Origin of the sequence: Lutibacter sp., assembly GCF_041555395.1 — a bacterium.
In the GTDB taxonomy this organism is placed as follows: domain Bacteria; phylum Bacteroidota; class Bacteroidia; order Flavobacteriales; family Flavobacteriaceae; genus Lutibacter.
Genome location: NZ_JBFFKM010000116.1, coordinates 1 through 2,048 on the forward strand (window position 1 = coordinate 1; position 2,048 = coordinate 2,048).

The window sequence follows — 2,048 nt, forward strand, 5'->3', positions numbered from 1 at the left end:
GAAAAAGATTATTTTAAAAGCGAATTATTCGTGAGTTTTTTATTGAATCTTATTATTGTGTTTTTTATTTCTTCAACCTATCTTAAGTTTATTGAAAGTCCCAATTATTTACTAGCCAAAACATATGTCTTTCTGTCCACTTTAAGTCATTTTGCTTTTTTGTTTTCTCCCATTCTTCTAATAAGCATCATTATTTATTATTTGGGCAACAATAAAAAATTGACAAAAATTATATTTTTTTCTTTGTCCACATTGGCAATAATTTTATTGAAAATTGACAGTATTGTTTATACTCAATTTAGATATCATCTGTCTCCATTTGTGTTTAGTCTGGTTTTCGGGACTAAAGCCTCTGACATTTTCCAGTTTTCTGGGGCTACAATAATGACTGCTACAGCAACAATAATGACACTCATTTTTTTTCAAATTTTAATTTATGTCATAGTTGGCAAAATTGTAAAAAAAAGGATAAAAATAAGGGTGAAAATGATTTCGATGTTTTTTATTTTTTCACTTGTATTTACCCATGTGATTTATGCGTGGGCAGATGCCAATTATTACAGGCCGATTACCCAGATAGCCCAAGTTTTTCCTTTATATCATCCGTTGACGGCAAATAGGTTTTTGAGAAAACACAATATTGTAGATCAGGAAAAATTAAGGGAGAACAGGGATCTATATGCCATCGCCAATTCAAAATCAATTAATTACCCGTTGTCACCTATGCTGTCTGAGAGACCAATAAGCCAAAAAAACATTATGATTCTTGTAATTGATTCATGGAGATTTGATTGCATGGACAGCATAATCACCCCTAATATTTATAAACTTTCAAAAAATTCACAAAATTATTTAAACCATTACAGTGGATCCAATGGAACACTGGCAGGCGTATTTTCGATTTTTTATGGTTTAAACGGGTTGTATTGGGACCAATTTACCCGATTGGAAAAATCACCGGTTTTAATTGAACAGCTAAAACAAGAAGGGTATGAACTGGATGTTTTCAGCAGTTCAAACCTTCAAAATCCGCCATTCGACAAGAATATTTTTTCAGCCGTTTCAAATCTCAGATTGTCATCTAAAGCCAAGGTTGCTTCTGAACGCGATATAGAAATCACAAATCAATGGTTAAACGCCAATAAAAATAGAAAAACAGCACCATTTTTCAGTTTTTTATTTTATGATGCAGCCCATGCGTTTGATTATCCAAAAGATTATATAATAAAATTTAATCCGTCGCTTGAACAAGTGAATTTCATGCTTCTAAAAGATGGCTATGATCCTGAAAAATTCTTCAACAGGTATAAAAACTCTCTTCACTTTATTGACCATCAGATTGGGTTGGTTTTAAAACAGTTGGAAGATGAAAAACTGATGGAGTCAACCATAATCATTTTAACCGGTGATCACGGGCAGGAATTTAACGACAATAAAAAAGGATATTGGCAACACGGAGGCAACTATTCAAAATATCAAATAAAAGTTCCCATGATTTTATATGATGCTTCAAAATTAACGAAAGAATATAATACGTTATCTTTGCACTATGATATCGTTCCTACATTAATGAATTCCTATTTGGGAGTGACGTCTCCGATGAAGGATTATAGTATGGGATTAAGTTTGTTTAATTTAAAACCCAGAAATTGGTTTGTAAGTGGCTATACCAATAATTACGCGATTATCGAAAAGGACAGAATCACAAAAATTTATGCAACTGGTTTGTATGATATTACAGATTTAAATTTAAATATAATTAAAGATGCTGAATTACATGATGATTTATTGTATAATGCAATGGTTGAGTTAAATGTTTTTTATGCCAAAGAGTAATTAGGTGCCAATTAATGAAAGAATCAATAAAATATACTGAAGCTTTAGACCATAAAATATTTAGTTATGTGTCGCAAGCAGCTGACGAACTTAAAATAGAAACCTACGTCATCGGCGGTTTTGTGCGTGATTACTTTTTAAAAAGAAATAACCAGCAGGATATAGACATTGTAGCCGTTGGAAGCGGCATTGAATTGGCGCAGGCTGTCGCC

The 2,048-nt window shown here is 32.2% G+C and carries 1 protein-coding gene and 1 pseudogene; both read left to right on the top strand.

The annotated features are described in order from the left end of the window. Positions 1 to 1,836 (top strand): DUF3413 domain-containing protein (locus ABY285_RS12540; RefSeq protein ID WP_372770573.1); only part of this gene is annotated, 1,836 nt, incomplete at its 5' end. A 14-nt stretch (positions 1,837 to 1,850) separates the two neighbouring features. Further along, positions 1,851 to 2,048: pseudogene (locus ABY285_RS12545) on the top strand (tRNA nucleotidyltransferase); the annotation flags it as partial.